The sequence below is a fragment of the Tractidigestivibacter montrealensis genome (assembly GCF_024741235.1).
Lineage (GTDB): Bacteria > Actinomycetota > Coriobacteriia > Coriobacteriales > Atopobiaceae > Tractidigestivibacter > Tractidigestivibacter montrealensis.
In genome coordinates, this window is the sequence record NZ_JANSKA010000002.1 from 120,442 (window position 1) to 137,223 (window position 16,782).

18 protein-coding genes are annotated in these 16,782 nt (G+C 63.9%); all 18 read left to right on the forward strand.

Annotation, left to right across the window (positions count from 1 at the left end):
• Positions 1 to 452 precede the first annotated feature (452 nt).
• The 18 genes from NVS32_RS03660 (at position 453) to ftsL (ending at position 16,779) form a co-directional block, all read left to right on the forward strand.
• Positions 453 to 1,466 carry a PTS sugar transporter subunit IIB gene (locus NVS32_RS03660; protein WP_258498731.1) on the forward strand — a complete coding sequence of 338 codons (1,014 nt, stop codon included), beginning with the start codon at positions 453 to 455 and terminating at the stop codon, positions 1,464 to 1,466.
• Between the two features lie 15 nt (positions 1,467 to 1,481).
• The gene (locus NVS32_RS03665) at positions 1,482 to 2,297 is read left to right on the forward strand and encodes a PTS mannose/fructose/sorbose transporter subunit IIC (protein WP_258498732.1); all 816 of its coding nucleotides are present in this window, start codon (positions 1,482 to 1,484) and stop codon (positions 2,295 to 2,297) included.
• Between the two features lie 24 nt (positions 2,298 to 2,321).
• A complete protein-coding gene (locus NVS32_RS03670; RefSeq protein WP_258498734.1) occupies positions 2,322 to 3,254 on the forward strand; it encodes a PTS system mannose/fructose/sorbose family transporter subunit IID in 933 nt (310 codons plus the stop codon).
• A gap of 165 nt (positions 3,255 to 3,419) precedes the next feature.
• Complete coding sequence (locus tag NVS32_RS03675) at positions 3,420 to 3,809, forward strand: DUF956 family protein (protein WP_032110905.1); 390 nt, start codon at positions 3,420 to 3,422, stop codon at positions 3,807 to 3,809.
• A 1-nt stretch (position 3,810) separates the two neighbouring features.
• Positions 3,811 to 4,155, forward strand: coding sequence for a DUF956 family protein (locus NVS32_RS03680; protein WP_258498735.1), 345 nt, complete (start codon positions 3,811 to 3,813; stop codon positions 4,153 to 4,155).
• Between the two features lie 292 nt (positions 4,156 to 4,447).
• On the forward strand, positions 4,448 to 5,011 hold the full coding sequence (gene efp, locus NVS32_RS03685; RefSeq protein WP_032110903.1) for an elongation factor P: 564 nt from the start codon (positions 4,448 to 4,450) through the stop codon (positions 5,009 to 5,011).
• A 179-nt stretch (positions 5,012 to 5,190) separates the two neighbouring features.
• Complete coding sequence (locus NVS32_RS03690) at positions 5,191 to 5,553, forward strand: Asp23/Gls24 family envelope stress response protein (RefSeq protein WP_258498736.1); 363 nt, start codon at positions 5,191 to 5,193, stop codon at positions 5,551 to 5,553.
• 1 nt (position 5,554) lies between these two features.
• Entirely contained in the window at positions 5,555 to 6,127 is a 573-nt protein-coding gene (gene nusB, locus NVS32_RS03695) for a transcription antitermination factor NusB (protein WP_258498737.1), read from the forward strand.
• 2 nt (positions 6,128 to 6,129) lie between these two features.
• The gene (locus NVS32_RS03700; protein ID WP_258498738.1) at positions 6,130 to 6,447 is read left to right on the forward strand and encodes an exodeoxyribonuclease VII small subunit; all 318 of its coding nucleotides are present in this window, start codon (positions 6,130 to 6,132) and stop codon (positions 6,445 to 6,447) included.
• A complete protein-coding gene (locus tag NVS32_RS03705; RefSeq protein ID WP_258498739.1) occupies positions 6,444 to 7,238 on the forward strand; it encodes a TlyA family RNA methyltransferase in 795 nt (264 codons plus the stop codon). Before NVS32_RS03700 ends, NVS32_RS03705 begins: the two co-directional genes overlap by 4 nt.
• A 56-nt stretch (positions 7,239 to 7,294) precedes the next feature.
• A complete protein-coding gene (locus tag NVS32_RS03710) occupies positions 7,295 to 8,152 on the forward strand; it encodes an NAD(+)/NADH kinase (protein WP_258498740.1) in 858 nt (285 codons plus the stop codon).
• Positions 8,152 to 9,819, forward strand: coding sequence for a DNA repair protein RecN (gene recN, locus NVS32_RS03715; RefSeq protein WP_258498741.1), 1,668 nt, complete (start codon positions 8,152 to 8,154; stop codon positions 9,817 to 9,819). The genes NVS32_RS03710 and recN overlap by 1 nt, the downstream gene beginning before the upstream one ends.
• Positions 9,806 to 10,753, forward strand: coding sequence for a TIGR02452 family protein (locus tag NVS32_RS03720; RefSeq protein WP_258498743.1), 948 nt, complete (start codon positions 9,806 to 9,808; stop codon positions 10,751 to 10,753). The genes recN and NVS32_RS03720 overlap by 14 nt, the downstream gene beginning before the upstream one ends.
• A gap of 494 nt (positions 10,754 to 11,247) precedes the next feature.
• Positions 11,248 to 12,894, forward strand: a complete 1,647-nt coding sequence (gene pyrG / locus NVS32_RS03725) for a CTP synthase (RefSeq protein ID WP_258498744.1) — start codon at positions 11,248 to 11,250, stop codon at positions 12,892 to 12,894.
• Positions 12,895 to 12,924: 30 nt separating this feature from the next.
• Positions 12,925 to 13,827, forward strand: coding sequence for a site-specific tyrosine recombinase XerD (gene xerD / locus NVS32_RS03730; protein ID WP_258498904.1), 903 nt, complete (start codon positions 12,925 to 12,927; stop codon positions 13,825 to 13,827).
• Positions 13,828 to 14,667: 840 nt separating this feature from the next.
• Positions 14,668 to 15,102, forward strand: a complete 435-nt coding sequence (locus NVS32_RS03735) for a division/cell wall cluster transcriptional repressor MraZ (protein ID WP_032110833.1) — start codon at positions 14,668 to 14,670, stop codon at positions 15,100 to 15,102.
• A 20-nt stretch (positions 15,103 to 15,122) separates the two neighbouring features.
• The gene (gene rsmH / locus NVS32_RS03740; RefSeq protein ID WP_258498746.1) at positions 15,123 to 16,097 is read left to right on the forward strand and encodes a 16S rRNA (cytosine(1402)-N(4))-methyltransferase RsmH; all 975 of its coding nucleotides are present in this window, start codon (positions 15,123 to 15,125) and stop codon (positions 16,095 to 16,097) included.
• Positions 16,098 to 16,269: 172 nt separating this feature from the next.
• Positions 16,270 to 16,779 (forward strand): cell division protein FtsL, encoded by a 510-nt coding sequence (gene ftsL / locus NVS32_RS03745; RefSeq protein ID WP_258498747.1) that lies wholly within the window; start codon positions 16,270 to 16,272, stop codon positions 16,777 to 16,779.
• Positions 16,780 to 16,782 lie beyond the last annotated feature (3 nt).

Consider the following 16,782-nt stretch of genomic DNA (forward strand, 5'->3'; position numbering starts at 1 on the left):
GATTTTTATGCAAACAGGGAACGCCATATGCCTCCCTGGCGCCAAAATGATGTCCGGGTAATAGCCTTTCGCATCGCTTGCGTTTCTCACCATTCTCCGTTCGCGGCACGCAAATCGGTGAACGGCGTTAGGAGATATTTCTACGCTGACCTTGGGATTCTCGTTAGTTTCCTTTCAAGAGACCAAGTGACGGATACCGTTCACCAACTTGTATGAACGACTTTTGCCTTCAGGTCTTAGTATTCTGGCTGGTAAGTGGCATGACACACGGAGTTGCTCGACCAAGTCAATTTTTCCAAACAACGATATTTCTCACATACGAAAGCCTTCTAAGTCCTATAATGTGGAGCCGGTGTGAACGAGGCATGAAGGATGGGAGAAGAAAGCATGAACGCCTCTTCACATTTGACGCGTTATCTGTTGGCGGTACGAGATATGCGTAAGGAGGAAGAATGGTCAGTATCGTTCTAGCCAGCCACGGCAAGTTCGCCGAGGGGATCATGGAATCCGGCCAGATGATCTTTGGGCCGCAGAAGGATGTCGCAGCTGTGACCCTGACCCCTGACATGGGTCCCGATGACCTCAAGGCGAAGCTGAAGGATGCCGTCGCATCGTTCGATGAGCAGGAGCACGTGCTCTTTTTCGTCGACCTTTGGGGCGCCACTCCATTCAACCAGGTCAACGGCCTGCTTGCGAGCGAGGGCCACGAGGACTGGGTCATGGTGACGGGTCTCAACCTGCCCATGCTCATCCAGGCCTATGGCGATCGCATGAGTGAGGAAACCGCGGCTGCCATCGCCAAGGATGTCTTCACCGAGGCAAAGAACGGCATTCGCATCAAGCCCGAGGAGCTCGAGCCCAAGGAGGCTGCTCCCGCAGCCGCCGCAGCGGCTGCTGCTGCGGCGCCCGCAGGCGCCATTCCGGAGGGAACGGTCATCGGCGACGGGCACATCAAGATCGTGTTCGCGCGCATCGACACCCGTCTGCTCCACGGCCAGGTTGCAACCACCTGGACCAAGGCGGCCAACCCCGACCGCATCATTGTCTGCTCCGACGGCGTTGCCTCGGACCAGCTCCGCAAGACCATGATTATCCAGGCGGCTCCTCCGGGAGTCCACGTGCACGTGGTTCCCATCAAGAAGATCTGCGAGATCGCGAAGGACCCCCGCTTTGGCAACACGCATGCCATGCTCCTCTTCGAGACCCCGCAGGATGCCCTCCGAGCTATCGAGGGCGGCGTGCCCGTCAAGAAGCTCAACCTTGGCTCGATGGCTCACTCCGTGGGCAAGGTCGTTGTGACCAACGCCCTCGCCATGGACCAGGACGACGTTGACACCTTCGAGAAGATCAAGTCCAAGGGCGTCGAGTTCGACATCCGCAAGGTCCCGGCCGACAAGGCGGAGTCCTACGACGCCGTCATTAAGAAGGCTAAGGACGAGCTTGCCGCGCAGGCAGCCAACAAGTAGGGATAAGGAGGGGTTATGTCACCAATATCAGTCTTGCTCGTAATTATTGTTGCCTTCCTGGCAGGCATGGAGGGCATCCTCGACGAGTGGGAATTCCACCAGCCTCTGGTCGCATGCACGCTTATTGGTCTTGTGACCGGTCACCCCACGGAGGGAATCCTCCTGGGCGGCTCGCTTCAGATGATTGCCCTTGGTTGGGCCAACATCGGCGCTGCCGTCGCTCCTGATGCGGCTCTCGCCTCCGTCGCCTCCGCCATCCTGATGGTTATCGCCATCAACGGCGGCTCCGACCCCACCGAGGCCATGACCACCTCCATCGCCGTCGCCGTGCCTCTGTCCGTCGCTGGCCTCTTCCTCACCATGGTCTGCCGCACCATCGCAACGGCTATGGTCCACGGCATGGACAAGTGCGCCGAGAATGACGACATGGCCGGCATCGAGCGTTGGCAGATCGTCGCAATTTGCATGCAGGGTGCCCGTATCGCCATCCCGGCCGCAGCCCTCTGCTTCATCCCCGGCGACGCCGTGACCGCGGCCCTCAACGCTATGCCCACTTGGCTCTCTGGCGGCATGGCAGTTGGCGGCGGCATGGTCTGCTGCGTGGGCTACGCCATGGTCATCAACATGATGGCTACCAAGGAGGTCTGGCCCTTCTTCGCGCTCGGCTTCGTTCTCGCTGCCATTTCCCAGCTCACCCTTATCGCCCTTGGCGTTATTGGTCTCTCCCTGGCCTTCATCTACCTTGGCCTCAAGGAGTACGCCAAGCAGAACGGCGGCTCCGGTGCCGTGGGCTCCGGCGACCCGCTGGGCGACATCATCGACAACTACTAGGCTAGCAAGGGAGTGTGATTAGCAATGGCAGAAGAGATTCAGGAGAAGGGCATCCACCTTACCAAGCAGGATCGCCTTGCGGTCTTCAACCGTCACCAGTATCTGCAGGGCTCGTGGAACTACGAGCGTATGCAGAACGGCGGCTGGTGCTACGCCATGATCCCTGCGATCAAGAAGCTCTATCCCAACAGGGACGACCAGATCGCGGCCCTGAAGCGTCACCTCGAGTTCTACAACACGCACCCGTACGTCTCCGCCCCCGTCATCGGCGTCACCCTCGCCCTCGAGGAGGGCCGCGCCAACGGCGAGCCCATCGACGACGTCACCATCCAGGGCGTCAAGGTTGGTATGATGGGTCCTCTCGCCGGCGTCGGCGACCCTGTCTTCTGGTATACGGTGCGCCCGCTGCTGGGTGCTCTTGGTGCCTCCCTGGCACTGGGCGGCTCTCCGCTTGGCCCCATCCTGTTCTTCGTGCTCTGGAACGTCATCCGCCTTGCATTCCTCTGGTACACCCAGGAGGCTGGCTACAGGGCCGGTGCCGACATCTCGAAGGACCTCTCGGGCGGCAAGCTTGGCAAGATCACCGAGGGCGCTTCCATCCTTGGTATGTTCGTCATTGGTGCTCTGGTCGAGCGCTGGGTCACCATCAGCTTCAAGCCGGTTGTCTCCACGATTCAGCAGCAGGCTGGTGCCTATATTGACTGGTCGACCATCACCGGCGATGCCGAGGGCATCAAGAGCGCGCTCACGCAGTACGCCTCGCTCGGTGCGAACGGCCTTGACCAGATGAAGGTCACCACCCTCCAGCAGAACCTCGACTCCCTGATTCCCGGCCTCGCAGCCGTGGCCCTCACGCTGTTCGTGTGCAAGCTGCTGAAGAAGAACGTCTCGCCGATCGTCATCATCCTCGCCCTCTTTGGCGTGGGCATCGTCGGCCGCCTCATCGGCCTGCTCTAGGCTTCTGCTCCGGGCATCCGGACGTCGCGTCGACGAGAATGGCGCATACTGTGGGCCGCACCCTGCTACGCTGGTGGGGTGCGGCCCCGTTATTTTGTTGGGGGAGGGTTGCGGCGGCTGTTATCGCCGTTGCCTGTAGTACGGAATCGAGGAGGGTGCCACCACATGGCGCAGTCTCAGAACACGAAGGTCGACTACACGGACCGTGCGACTAACCTCGACGGGCTCACTTCCGGCGGAAACGTGATGCTGGGCGACGTGGCCTTCGAGTACTACAACGAGAAGAACGTCGAGGACTACATCCAGATTCCCTGGGACGAGGTCGATTACGTCTCGGCGTCGGTTATTGCGAAGAAGACGATTCCCCGCTTTGCCATCTTCGTGAAGGACGGCCGTCACTTTACCTTCTCGACCGGCGACAACAAGGCGTGTCTGCGTGCCATCCGCGAGCACGTTCCCGCCGAGCGTCTCCTGCGCTCACCCTCGTTCTTCCAGGTGGTTGGCGCCGGTGCCAAGGGCCTGTGGAACAACACCGTCGGTCGACTGGGGCACTAGCATGGTCGCGCCTCGCACCTCTCGTGCGCTTAACGCGCAGACAGAGCTCACGACCCGTGGCAACCTGCTGCAGGGGCCGCTTCCCAGGCCCGGGACGTGGGATCTGGGCGAGACGGGCATCGACTTTGTCCCAGAGGACCCCGCACGCGGCAGAAACCAGGTGAGGTGGGAAGACGTCGACGAAGTGCGCTGCGACATCGTGCGTGAGCACGTGCGCAGCCTTACCGTCGAGACTGTGACGGGGGAGCGCGTAGTGATGATTGCGGCTGATTCCCTCGGTGTCCTGCGGACGATTGCGGCACACGTGGGACGCGATCGTCTCGTCGACGTGAACGCCGGAGGGTAGTCGCGTTGGGCATGGCGCTGCGCTGGGGAGACGGCAATCTTTAGGCCGCGTGATTTCGCCGTTTAAGTGGGGCTAAACGTTCGGAAAATTCCTAACTGGCGGGAGTGCGCGGCATTGTCCCCGGTTCGTCGGGTGCATGCCGACCGCCCGTCCCGGCGTCCTTCTCGTCTTCCTTTTTGCACGTTTTTGGAAGACGCCTTGAGCGGGTCGCACCACCGTCTCAAGGCGTCTATACTGTACCGCCGTACGAAAATGCCCGGTGTGCCCGGGCAAGGGAGAAGGAGACCTTTTCGTGGCTACACTTTCCATCACCGATCTCAAGGCAGGCCTTGGCGTCAACATTAAGGGCAAGGACTGCGTCATTCTCGAGGCTCAGCACGTCAAGCCGGGCAAGGGCAACACCTACGTTCGCACCAAGTACCGCGACATCCGCACTGGCCGCGTGAACGAGGAGAACTTCCAGCAGTCCGCCAAGTTCGAGAGCGTTGACATGCGCACCCGCGAGATGCAGTACCTCTACGATGACGGTACCTCCTTCTGGTTCATGGACACCGAGACCTATGAGCAGATTCCTGTCGACAGGGCGCTCATCGGCGACAACGACAAGTTCCTCAAGGAGAATGACATCTGCCTTCTCCAGTATGCCAACGACGTTCTCTATGCGGTGCAGCCGCCCACCTTCATCGAGGTCGAGATCACCCAGACCGATCCCGGCTTCAAGGGCGACACCGTCCAGGGCGGCACCAAGCCTGCCGTCATCGAGACCGGCGCAACCATTCAGGTCCCCATGTACCTCAACCAGGGCGAGAAGATCAAGGTCGACACCCGCGACGGCAAGTTCGTCGCGCGCGTCTAGCATCTAGCGCAGGCGCTGCCGGCGCCATCGTAACCGCACACGCGCCCGCGTGGCCACTGCCGCGCGGGCGTCTGCGTCCCAAGGGCCGGCAACGTCTATACTGGCAGTGTTTGGGGTCTGCGGCGGACAAGCACGTCCGTCGCGTGGCGGCAACGAACCGAGCACAAGGAGGGCCACCTATGGCCGAAAGCGAGCTTTACGTTTCTGGCATCGGCATTTCCAAGCGAGTCATCTCCACCGTCGTCTCTCTCGCCGCCAAGCGCGTCGAGGGCGTTGCCTCCGTGGGTGGCAACGACATCACCTCGAGCCTCATCAATGTCTTCACTAGCAACTCTGTTGCGCCCGAGTCCGCGGTCGAGTCCTCCGTCGAGGATGGCGGCCTGCGCCTTTGCGTGCATCTTGCCGTCTTCTACGGCTATCCGTTCACCAAGCTTGCGGCCGATGTTCGCAGCGAGGTCGCGAACGCCATCACCGAGCAGGTGGGCGTCGGCGTGACCGCCGTGGACGTCTGCATTGACAGCCTCGTCTTCCCCAAGGAGTAACGTGTCCGGTCGCTTTGGAGGGCGCACCCTTGCTCGCGCCCAAGCCCTACAGCTCCTCTTCCAGGCCGATGTCAACAATCGCACGGTGGAGGAGGTGCTCTCTGGAGACTACGCGATAAGCGATGGTCCGCTCGATCCGTACGGTCAGGAGCTTGCCCTGGGGGTTGACTCGCGCCGCTATGCCATCGACGCCGTCATTCGTGCCAGCTCTGCTAGCTGGAGCCTCTCTCGCATGCCCATCGTGGACCGCAACATCCTGCGCCTTGCCCTCTACGAGATGGTCGAGGAGGACGACATCACGGTGGCCGTGGCTATCGATGAGGCCGTGGAGCTTGCCAAGGCCTTTGGCACCGACGAGTCCCCGCGTTTCATCAACGGTGTGCTGGGCAGCATCGCCGCCGACGTGAACGCAGGGGTCGACGTGTACGAGAAGGCCCGCCAGGTGCTCCATGCGGCCGCAAAGCCGCAGGCAGACGCGCCGGAAGCCGAGACGGACGCGGCCCCCGCCGCCGAGGGACCTGACTCTGTGGACGCTGCGGACGTTGCCCCCGTTGCGGACGACACCGCGGAGTAGCCATGGCCAAGCCCGACGTTTCCCAGTACCAGAGCTTCGACCAGATCACGCGACGGCTTGACGACATCGTGGGCGCCGTGCGCGACCGCGACGTCTCGCTCGAGCGTTCGCTCGACCTCTTCGACGAGGCCATTGCACTGGGCTCGAAGGCCGTCGAGCTCGTTGACGCCACGGACTTCTCGCCCGAGGAGAAGGCCATGCTCGCCGATGACGGTACGCCCGGCGAGAAGGGCGCCGCTGCGCCCGAGACCGCGTCCGCACCCAAGGAGGACGCGCCTGCCAACGCAAAGGACGCCGCTGAGGGCGGCAACGCCTCGTGACACGCCGGCGCAGGCTCGATGACGAGCTGGTCGAGCAGGGCTTCTTCTCCAACCGCGAGGACGCGATGCGCGCCGTGATGGCGGGTGAGGTTTCGACGCAGGACCGCCGCCTCGAGCGTGCGGGCGAGCAGGTTGAGCCGGGCATCCCCCTTCACGTGCGTGGCCACATCCCCTTTGTGAGCCGCGGTGGCCTCAAGCTCGAACGCGGCCTTCAGGCCTTTGGCGTTGATCCCACCGGCCTAGCGTGTCTGGACGTGGGATGCTCTACCGGCGGGTTCACTGACTGCCTCCTCAAGCACGGTGCCGCCTCGGTCCTCTCGGTGGACGTGGGCTACGCGCAGTTCGACTGGTCGCTGAGAAGCGACCCCCGCGTGACCCTCCTCGAGCGCACGAACATCGTCGACGTTCCCACGCCGGAGCGCGCGGGCACCATCCAGCTTGCCGTGTGCGACGTCTCTTTCACCTCGGTTACAACCGTGCTGTCTGCCGTTCTCTCGCTTCTCTCGACCGATGGGGCTTTTCTCACCTTGGTGAAGCCCCAGTTCGAGGCAGCCCGAAACCAGGTTGGTGAGGGCGGCGTGGTCCGCGACCCGGCGGTTCGGCTGCATGCACTGGAGCGCATCGCGGCGGCCTTTGCGGACGCCGGCCTTGGACCTGCGGGCTGCTGCGAGAGCCCGGTGCGCGGCCACAAGGGCAACGTCGAGTACCTCCTCTACGGCCGCTGCGGTTTGGCGCCCGCCGCCCTCGACCTCAAGGCGGTCGTTAGCGGGGGAGCGGTGGCCCTGGCCTAGCAAGTGGGGGTACACTTTAGGTTGTACTCCGTACACCTGTTTGGCTGGAGGTTTGCGTGAAAGTCTTTATCGTCCCCAACTACGCGCGTCCAGATGCCGTGGAAGGCGCGCATGCCCTCGAGCATTGGCTTTCTGGCCAGGGCGTCGAGGCCGTGTGGGCGCATGACAAGAAGCGCTATCCGGACTACATCGAGGACCCCTCCGCCTGCCAGCTTGTTGTCTCCCTCGGCGGAGACGGCACGCTGCTTCGCGCCGCACGCATAGTGGGCTACTCGCAGATTCCCATGCTGGGCATCTCCTATGGTCACCTTGGGTTTCTCACCACGGCAGGCCCGGATAAGCTCATCGAGACCGTCAGGAGCGCCCTTGCCGGCAAGCTGCATGTCTCGCACAGGGCAACGCTTGCCATCGAGAGCACCTTTGCGTGCGAGGATGGCAGCACCTACCAGGTGAACAGCTTTGCACTAAATGACTTTTCCGTCTCGCGCGGCGGCCAGGGTGACATGGTTCAGTTCGAGGTCTCGGTCTCGGACAACCACATCGACACGCTGCGGGGCGACGGCTTTGTTGTCTCCACGGCAACTGGCTCGACGGGCTACGCGCTTGCCGCGGGCGGCCCCATTGTGACGCCAGAGTTCTCGGGCATGGTCTGCGTGCCCATCGCACCGCACACCATCATGGCGCGCGCCTTCCTCACGGCTCCCACGGACGTCGTGGAGATCGAGATGAGCCCCGAGCGTCCGGTAGCCCGCCACTTCTTTGCCGACGGCCAGAACGTACGCAAGTGCCAGGAGGGCGTGCCCGTGCACGCCACGGTGCGCCGTGGCCCGGGAGACATCCTCCTTCTCGACCACAGCGCGCAGAGCTTCTACAACTCGGTCTCGCGCGTCTTCTACGGCAGGGCTGGTCGCTGATGCTCGACGAGCTGCACGCGCGTGACGTCGCGCTCATTCGGGATGCCACCATCCAGCCCTCTGGCGGCCTCACGGTGCTTACGGGCGAGACGGGTGCCGGCAAGACGGCGCTTCTCTCGGCAATCAAGCTCTTGGTGGGGGAGCGCGCTGATGCCGGCTCGGTGCGCGAGGGAGCGGACTCCCTCGAGGTCGAGGGCCGCTTCTTCGAGCGCGGGGGAGACCCCGACGGCTGCGTGGTGCGCCGGCGCGTCTCGGCCGACGGTCGTGGCCGCGTGGAGATTGACGGTCGTATGGGTTCCGTGCGCGAGCTGGCGTCCGGCGTTGGCCGGACGGTCGACCTCTGCGGGCAGCATGAGCACCAGCGGCTGCTCTCGGTTTCCTCGCATGTGGAGATTCTCGACGCGTGGCTTGGCGAGGAGGCCGCGGAGGCCCTTGACGCCTATCAGGCCGCGCTCGCCGCGGCGCACGCGGCAGCAGACGAGCTCGATCGCGTGCGCGAGCTCTCGCGTACCGGTGCCGAGAAGCTCGAGGAAGCCGAGTTCACGCTCAGGAAGATCGACGAGGTCGCCCCCAAGGAGGGCGAGTACGAGGAGCTCGAGGAGGCACTCCCGCGCGCCGAGCACGCCGAGGCGCTCGTGGCTGCTGCGTCCGGTGCGCACAACCTGGTTGCGGGCGACGACGGCGCCTCGGATGCGCTCTCGTCGGCAGTTCGCGCGCTGAGAGATGCATCGAATTACGATTCCAAGCTTGGTAGCTGGGCAGATGCTCTCGAGTCCTCGCTCATCGACATCGAGGACGTGGCGTCGAGCCTGCGCGACTACGCGGACGGCGTGGAGTGGGACCCTGAGTCGCTCGAGCAGATGCAGCAGCGCCTCTCTCGCCTCGAGGGCCTGCGCCGCAGTTTTGGCCCGCGCATGGAGGACGTCTTTGCCCGCCGTGAGCAGGCCGCTGCCGTGGTGGCCGCGAGCGAGGGCGGAGACGAGGCCGAGAAGCGCGCCATGAAGGCTCTCGATGCCGCCGAGAAGAAGCTCGCCCATGCCGCCGACACGCTGGATGACGTGCGCGAGAAGGGCGCTCCGCGCCTCTCGGCCGAGGTCAGCGCACAGATGTCACGCCTCGAGATGGGCTCGGCGTCGCTTGCGGTCTCGCAGACACGCTTGCCGCGCGACCAATGGGGGAGCATGGGACCAAGCCGCGTGGAGTTTCTCTACCGGCCAGTCGCCGGCCTCACTGCGCGCCCGCTCAGGCGCATCGCCTCGGGCGGCGAGGTGAGCCGCGTGATGCTCGCCTGCAAGGTTGCCCTGGGAGACGCCGACGGCTGCGACACGCTTGTCTTTGACGAGGTGGATGCCGGCGTGGGCGGAGCCACGGCAGTGGCGCTCGCGCAGGTGCTGCGCGACCTTTCCCGCACGCACCAGGTCATTGTGGTCACGCACCTGGCGCAGGTCGCCGTCATGGCTGATCGGCACTACCTGGTGCATAAGGTGACGCTTGCCGAGGGTGAGGCGCCCGAGACAAAGATCGACGAGGTCACAGGAGATGCACGTGTCGCCGAGGTCGCTCGCATGCTCTCGGGCGATACGGGCGAAGCGTCGCTTGCCCATGCACGCGAGATGCTAGAACACGCAGGTAACGGCTACGGAGGGGATTCCGATGGCACAAGATAGGGAACGTCAGCATCAGCGCAACGGCAGGAACGCGGGTGGCGAACGGCGCGGACCAAGTCGTGCGCAGCTTGCCACAAGGCACATCGCCCAGATGGGCCAGCTTTTCTCGGCAGAGATCGCGGCGTCGCTTGCCGGGACGCGCGAGGTAAGCGGCATGCCCGCCGCGCCTGCCCGTGAGGGCGTGGTACCCCAGGTCGAGGTTGTCGAGGAGGACAGCACCTCGGCGGTCCTGCGGCTCGGTCGTGGCATCGCGAGCCGCTGCGACATGGCGATGCTCGACTTTGCCTCGTTTGTGAACCCCGGCGGTGGCTACGAGCGCGGCGCATGGGCACAGGAGGAGGCGCTCTGCTCGGAGTCGTTCCTCTATAACGTGCTATCGCAGAAGCGCGATTGGTATGGTGAGAACCGCCGCCGCAACATCAACTGCGAGCTCTATCGCAACCGTGCCCTTGTCGTGCCTGCCGTGCGCTTCGAGCGCGACAAGTACCACTCGTACTCTGATGTCATCGTGTGCGCGGCGCCCAATGCCGTGCGCGCCCGGGCTAACTACCACGTTGCGGACGACGCCCTGCTCACGGCCATGCGCGAGCGCATTGCCTTCGTGATGGCCATCGCTGACCAGCTTGGCTACGAAAAGCTGGTGCTGGGGGCATTTGGCTGTGGCGCCTTTGGGTGGGACGCGCCAACCGTGGCGGAGCTCTTCCGTGCCGAGCTTGCCTCTGGCACGCATGTGGCCTCCAAGGTCACGTTTCCCGTGCCGCGCGGACGCGCCGACGAGAACCTCGAGGTCTTCCAGCACGCGCTTGCCACATTCCCCGAGAAGAACGACGCGCCGTACCAGAGCCGCGCCGAGCTTGCGGCGAAGCGCGTGTCCCAGCGTGCCTCCGAGGCGGAGGATGCCAAAGACGAGGATGACTGGCGCAAGTATCTCTAGGATGTTCGCTCCCAGCGAAATTCGACTTTCCACCGGGCCCCGGATGCACGCATCCGAGGCCCGGCAGCTGTTTGGGCGTACTAAGGGTCCCTCTTCCCATTCGACGAAGGTGCCCTGCACAAAAAACGCGATTGACGGTACAAATTCGGGATCCCGCTTAGTATCACCTCGTTGGTGCCATTTCCCTACCTGCGGCTCCGCAAAAAGTTAGCGTCTTCGTACTCGACGATTCGCCCAAAATGGGCCGTCAACCGCAAATTTTGAGCACGGGACTCCCGCGGATCACCCGAGGAACCCCGCAACCCCACGGGGAGGCGTCAGGAGTCATGCGCGCCGTAGCGGCGACCGGGTGTCTGTCGCCCATGTGGTCTGCAATTCCGAAAACCACTTGAACAACCGTGTGCAGTCGGTGAGCGGCGTCACGTCCACGACGTTCTCGCGCTAGAATAAAGACCCGTAGAAACAGCAGCTTCACTACGGGAAGGCAAACCCACATGACAAAGCACATCTTCGTGACCGGCGGCGTCGTATCCTCCCTCGGCAAGGGCATCACGGCGGCATCTCTCGGACGCTTGCTCAAGGCCCGCGGCTACAAGGTCATGATGCAGAAGGCCGACCCGTACCTCAACGTTGACCCTGGCACCATGAGCCCCTTCCAGCACGGTGAGGTCTTTGTGACCGAGGACGGCAAGGAGACCGACCTTGACCTCGGCCACTACGAGCGTTTCATCGATGAGAACCTCACCCGCGAGTCCAACTTCACCACTGGCCTCATCTACCAGTCGCTCATTCAGCGCGAGCGTGCAGGAGACTTCCTCGGCGGCACCGTGCAGGTGATTCCCCACGTCACCAACGAGATTAAGTCTCGCTTCCTGCGCATCGAGGAGCAGACCCAGGCAGACGTTGTGATCACCGAGCTCGGTGGCACCATCGGCGACATCGAGGGTCAGCCCTTCGTCGAGGCCATGCGTCAGTTCCGCAAGGAGAAGGGCGCCGGCAACACCCTGGTCATCCACGTGAGCCTGGTTCCCTACATCGCCGCTGCGCACGAGGTCAAGACCAAGCCCACGCAGCACTCCGTCAAGGAGCTGCGTTCCATGGGCATCCAGCCCGACTTCATCGTGTGCCGCTCGGACCACGAGGTCGACACCTCCATCCGTGCCAAGATCGCGCACTTCTGCGACGTGGACGAGGATTGCGTCTTCGGGAACTCCGACTGCCCCTCCATCTACGACGTGCCCATGCACCTCGCCAAGCAGGGCTTTGACGAGAAGGTCTGCCAGAAGCTGGGCCTCGAGCCGCGCGAGCGCAACATGAGCGACTGGAACGACTTCACCGACGCCATGCACGTGGCCAACTCCCTGCCCGAGAAGACCCGCATCGCCGTGGTTGGCAAGTACACCCAGCTGCCCGATGCCTACCTTTCTGTCATCGAGGCCCTGCACCACTCCGGCGTCTACTACGACCGCCACGTCGAGATCAAGCTCGTCGACGGAGAGGAGCTCACCGAGGAGAACGTGGACGAGGAGCTCGCCGGCTACGACGGCATTCTCGTCCCCGGCGGCTTTGGTCTGCGCGGCACCGAGGGCAAGATCCTCTCGGCGAACCGCGCTCGCGTGAACAAGGTGCCGTACCTGGGTGTGTGCCTGGGCCTGCAGATGGCGGTGTGCGAGTTTGCTCGCAACGTGGCAGGGCTTCCCGGCGCCATGTCCAGCGAGTTTGAGCCCGAGTGCACCTATCCCGTGATCGACCTCATGCCCGACCAAGAGGACGTTACCGAGAAGGGCGGCACCATGCGTCTGGGCGCCTACCCCTGCAAGGTCGTTCCCGGCACGCTCGCATCCGAGGCCTACGGCGAGGAGCTCATCTACGAGCGTCACCGCCACCGCTACGAGGTCAACAACGCCTACCGCAAGCAGCTCACCGATGCGGGCATGGTCATCTCGGGTCTCTCGCCTGACAACCGCCTGGTTGAGATGATCGAGCTTCCCGAGTCCATGCACCCCTGGTTTGTTGCGTCCCAGGCCCACCCCGAGTTCAAGAGCCGTCCCACCAAGCCGGCGCCGCTGTTCCGCGAGTTTGTCCGCGCGGCCATCGCTCACCACGAGGGCGTCGACCGTCACGACGTGAACCCCAGGTAGCGGCTGTCGCCCTGCCGGCTCATGGCCACGATGGACCTCTCGCGCGCACTGCGCGAGTACCTCAACTACCTCTCCATCGAGAGGAACGCATCACCCAATACGGTCGCGGCCTATGGCCGCGACCTTTCTCGTTACCTCTCGGCGCTAGAGGGAGAGGGCATCACCAGCCCCGACGCCGTGACGCGCCAGGCGATAGAGGCGCATGTCGCGGCTCTGGTGGATGTGGGGCTTGCGCCCGCTTCTGTCGAGCGCGCGGTGTCTGCCATCAAGGGCTTCCACCGCTTCATGGTGGCGGACGAGATATGCGAGAACTTTCCCACGGCCGACCTGCCGCTGCCCGCCAAGCCAGCGCGCCTGCCCGACGTCCTGAGCGTGGAGCAGGCCGAGGCCCTTCTCGACCAGCCGTTCCCCAAGACGGCGGCAGGCCAGCGCGACCGCACCATCCTGGAGACGCTCTACGGATGCGGCCTGCGCGTCTCCGAGCTCTGCGGGCTCGACCTGCGTGACGTGCGGCTGGACGAGGAGGTCGTGCGCGTCTTTGGCAAGGGGTCAAAGGAGCGCGTGGTGCCCATCATGGGCTCGGCTGCGCGCGTGATGGGGGAGTACCTCACGCAGTGGCGCCCGGGGCTCGTGGGGCGCACGCCCACCCAGGCGGTCTTTCTCAACCAGCGTGGCGGGCGCATCTCTCGGCAGTCCGTGCACGCGATCGTGGAGCGCGCGGGCCGCATGGTGGGGGTGCAGGGGCTGCATCCGCACACGCTGCGACACAGCTTTGCGACGCACCTGCTTGAAGGTGGCGCCGACCTGCGCGTTGTCCAGGAGCTCCTGGGCCACGCCGACATCTCGACCACCCAGCTCTACACGCACGTCGACCGCACGCACGTGCGCGGCGTGTACTTGGCGGCGCATCCCCGCGCTCACGTGCGCGAGTAGGGCGGGCCACCCCAGGCGGTAGGGCGCCTCGAGCGGTGGGGCGCCGGGCTTCTCGCTGCCGGACCTCTCGCCACATCCGTCCTCGGTGGGGTCTCCCGGCAAACCTGCGACTTAGTAGCATTTGGCGAGAGGAAAACAACTCATCTACCTGCGGATGTTCTCGATGATGCTCTCTGCGGGCTTCTACAAAGTCACAGGTTTCTAGGTGCAATGACCTTGGGCAGATATTATTGCGCGTTTTTTCGCAGAGTCATTGCCACCAACTGGGCAGATGATTTTCTCGCCAAGAAAATCGTTCAATAATGGGGAGCTTCCCGGCAATACGGTGCCGCGTGGGGCCCGGCTGCCCGAGCGACGAGAGCGCCCCGGCCACCCGGGGGAGAGGCTTGGCTCCTTGGCGCTCTTTATCGGTATCTGAGAACAGCGCCGATAATTACCTGCGGTAATGCGGAGGCGAACCTCAGAAACCGATAAAGAACTGAGACGAAGGCCGAGAGGTGCTTGCCGCCATGGACCCGCCGGACCACGGCCGCGGGGCCCATCGCCCCACACCCACCCCCACACTTTGCCCCACCGCCACCTTCACCCCACCGACACAATTCGTTTCCCGGTGTTCGTTCCTCTCGCCGACAGAGTTGTGTTCGTGCGGCAGCCAACCACAACATCTGGGGCCATTGCAGCCCCCTTGCGCCCTCCTCCGAAAGCCCCCTCGAACCGTCTAGCCCAAAAATTCACCCTTGTGTGTCGCAAAGTGTTTTTAGGTGTGGCTAGGTGTCGGATTTGGTCTATAGTTTGTTCACGTTCAAACGTGGGCGCGAGCGGCAACGAGAGGAGGGCGACATGCTGACTGGTCAGTACCAGCGCAGCCTCGACTCCAAGTCCCGTGTCACCCTTCCCGCCATCCTGCGCAAGCAGTTTGGCGAGCTCGTGCAGCTCATCCCGCGCAAGGATGCACTCTACGGCTACACCCCCGAGGCGTTCGAGGCATGGGTCAACAGCCTGAACCTCGATCCCAGGAGCCGCAACGACGCAGAGACCCTGCTTCGTCTTAACGCCATGGCCACCACGGTGGAGATTGACTCCGCCGGACGCGTTGCCCTTGGCAAGATCGACGAGACGACCCGCGGTCAGCGCCAGCGCCTGGGCCTCGACGGCGACCTCATGATCGTCGGCGCGGGCGACCACTTCGAGATCTGGAACGCCGATCGTTGGAACGAGAAGTTCGCCTCCGACGACGCGGTGGACCGTCTCGAGTCTCTTCTCTTTGGCGAGTAGGCAAGGGGAGGGTGAGCGCCTTGACATCCGAATATCGGCATGTACCTGTGATGCTCGACGAGGTCCTCGCCGAGCTCGACCCCAAGCCGGGAGAGGTCGTTTGCGACTGCACCCTCGGCGGGGCCGGACACTCCATCGCGCTTGCGCAAAGGATCGCCCCGGACGGCCTCTCCATTGGCATCGACCAAGACGACATGGCCTTGAAGGCGGCGACCGAGCGCTTCTCGCGGGAGGCGCCCCAGGCGGAGTTCCTTCCGCTCAAGGGCAACTTCGGCGACCTTGACCAGCTGCTTGTTGGCGCCAGGGTCCCCGGTGTGGATTGCTTCCTCTTCGACCTGGGGGTCTCTTCCCCTCAGCTCGACATTCCGGAACGGGGCTTCTCGTACAACGAGGACGCTCCCCTAGACATGCGCATGGATTCGGGGAAAGACACCCCAACCGCACAAGAGGTCATAAACACCTACAACGAAGCCGACCTCACCCGAATCCTTCGCGTGTATGGCGACGAGAAGTACGCGGCACGCATCGCCCGCGCCATCGTGGAGACGCGCGGGAAGGCGCCCATCGAGACGACCTTCCAGCTTGTCGACGTGATTAAGCGAGCGATACCCGCCGCGGCCCGCCGTCACGGTGGTCATCCCGCACGCAAGACCTTCCAGGCCCTGCGCATCGAGGTGAACCACGAGCTCGATGCCCTCGACCAAGGCCTTCGCGCTGCCGTTCGATGGGCAAACACCGGTGGCAGGATCTGCGTCATCTCCTACCACTCGCTCGAGGACCGCATCGTGAAGCACGTCTTCTCCGAGCTCTCGCAGGGTTGCATCTGCCCGCCGGACCTTCCGGTGTGCGTATGCGGCCACGTGCCGATAGTCGACGTCAAGACCAGAAAGCCGCTCGTCGCGGGCGAGGAGGAGGTCTCCTCAAACCCACGGTCGAGAAGCGCGCTCATGCGCGTGGCCGTCAAGCTCGACGTCACGCACGAGAGCGCGAACTAGTCGCACCCGACCGCAAGGTCGTCTGCATAGCACCACAAACGAAGCAGCACGCACCACAAACGCAGCTTAAACGCACTACCAACGAAGCACCAACGCACTAGTACGCACAACGTCCGGCATAGCCGGGAGACAAGGGACAGCAATGAGGTATCAGGGGTCAGAGGCCGTCAGGATGGACGTAGCCGAGAGGAGCCGCGAGCGCCGCGACGAACGCGTCGAGCAGCGCCCGTCGTTCTCGGTCGTCACTGGTGGCGGACTCGACGCCCGCGCCCGCGCAGGCGTGAGCCCCCAGTTCCTCCACCGCGTCCGCACGGTCGTCGTCTGCGCCCTCGTGTTTCTCGCACTTGGCGCCTGCCGCGTGGCGCTCTCCACGGCAACCGTCTCGACGCTCCAGGCCAACTCGGCCCTGCGTTCCCAGATCAAGGAGGCGCAGACGCTCAACGAGGACCTTCAGGTCGAGAAGTCCGTGCTCTCCTCGTCCAGCCGCATCAGCCGCATTGCCACGCAGAACTACGGCATGACCCTCTCCACCAACCGAGAGGTGGTTGACCTCTCGTCTGCCAGCGACTCCGCGGCCACCGCGTCGACTGACGCCACGTCTGCCAGCGCCTCCGCCTCCTCGGCGGATGGGGATGCTGCGCAGTCCGTGACGAACACCGATACGGCCTCGCCCGAGGCGTAGACT